At 68.4% G+C, this 1,146-nt stretch carries 3 protein-coding genes; 2 read left to right on the top strand and 1 reads right to left on the bottom strand.

Translation table 11 applies throughout. The annotated features are described in order from the left end of the window. Window positions 1-187 (bottom strand): hypothetical protein (locus ABWK99_RS16030; protein ID WP_372595681.1); only part of this gene is annotated, 187 nt, incomplete at its 3' end. Window positions 188-244: 57 nt separating this feature from the next. Here ABWK99_RS16030 and ABWK99_RS16035 point away from each other — a divergent pair. Beyond that, window positions 245-886: a hypothetical protein gene (locus tag ABWK99_RS16035; protein WP_372595682.1), complete on the top strand. Its 642-nt coding sequence runs from the start codon at window positions 245-247 to the stop codon at window positions 884-886. Then, window positions 886-1,140 (top strand): hypothetical protein, encoded by a 255-nt coding sequence (locus ABWK99_RS16040; protein ID WP_372595683.1) that lies wholly within the window; start codon window positions 886-888, stop codon window positions 1,138-1,140. Before ABWK99_RS16035 ends, ABWK99_RS16040 begins: the two co-directional genes overlap by 1 nt. Window positions 1,141-1,146 lie beyond the last annotated feature (6 nt).

Here is a 1,146-nt window from a genome sequence, read left to right on the forward strand (position 1 = left end):
ATCGCCGCGCGGCGACCGCGGTGACGACGATCAGGCCGAGGATGCTCAACGGCCCGTAGATGCCGGAGAAGTAGCCCCACTCGTACCCGAACGAGCCGCGGATCATCGGGCCGACGATCGTGCCCGTCGCTGACCCGATCAGGTACGTCACGAGGACCGCGTACAGGAAGCAATCGCGAGGTGTCATACACCGCATCATGCTCAGGTGTATGACACCTGTCAACACCCCCAGGAGGCCAGCCCGATGCAGCAGGTCAAGATCGGCAAGAAAACCTCCGGTTCCGTCGCGTGGCTCGACGCACCAGCAGCAGCCTCGTACCTGCGCATGGTCGGCGCCGGCTGCCCCAGTGGCGGCATCACCGACGCTGGCCGCACCAACGCCGAGCAGTGGGTGCTCTGGTACGCCTACCTTCGCGGCGACCTCGCAGCCACCGCCGCCGACCCCGGCACGTCGCTGCACGAGACCGGCCTCGCGCTCGACCTGGCCGAGCCCGCCCGTGCATGGGTGCGCGCGTGGGGCGAGCCCTACGGGTGGATCAGAGACATGGTCCGCAACGAGCCGTGGCACATGACCTACGTCGCCAGCCGCGACACCCGCGCCACGCAGACCGTCTCCAACCCGGTCGCCACCACGCCCACCATCCCCACCATCCCTGAGCCGACCGCTCCCACCCTCGACCAGGAGGACGACATGCCCTACACCGAAGACCAGTTGCGCCGCATGATCCGCGACGAGGTCCGCACCGTCCTCGGCATCGGCGGGGCGAACCTCCCGCTGTCCGAGGTCAGCAAGATCCCGTCCATCTCCACCATCGGCGAGCGGACCCGCGACGCACGCGACGAGATCAAGCTGCACCGGCAGGCAGCAGCCAAGGGTCAGGAGTGATGACCGAGGTGACCATCGCCCCGGCCATCCTCGGACTCGTCGGCGTACTGACCGTCGGCGTCCTGTCCCTCGTCGGCGTGCTCATCGGGCAACTCTGGTCGCGCATGGCATCGCTCGAGAAGCGGGTCAGCGCATCCGCCGAGTACAACCGGCGCCTCTGGCTGTGGGCGCGCAAGCACATCGACCTCTACTACCGGCACCGGGCAGTCGGCGCACCCGACCCCGACCCGATCCCCGAAGACCACGACGACTGATGCACC

The sequence above is a fragment of the Actinotalea sp. genome (assembly GCF_041597215.1).
Taxonomy (GTDB): Bacteria; Actinomycetota; Actinomycetes; order Actinomycetales; family Cellulomonadaceae; genus Actinotalea.

Coding starts and splice junctions, on each gene's coding strand:
- ABWK99_RS16035 (WP_372595682.1), top strand. CDS start 245: ATGCAGCAGGTCAAGATCGGCAAGAAAACCTCCGGTTCCGTCGCGTGG.
- ABWK99_RS16040 (WP_372595683.1), top strand. CDS start 886: ATGACCGAGGTGACCATCGCCCCGGCCATCCTCGGACTCGTCGGCGTA.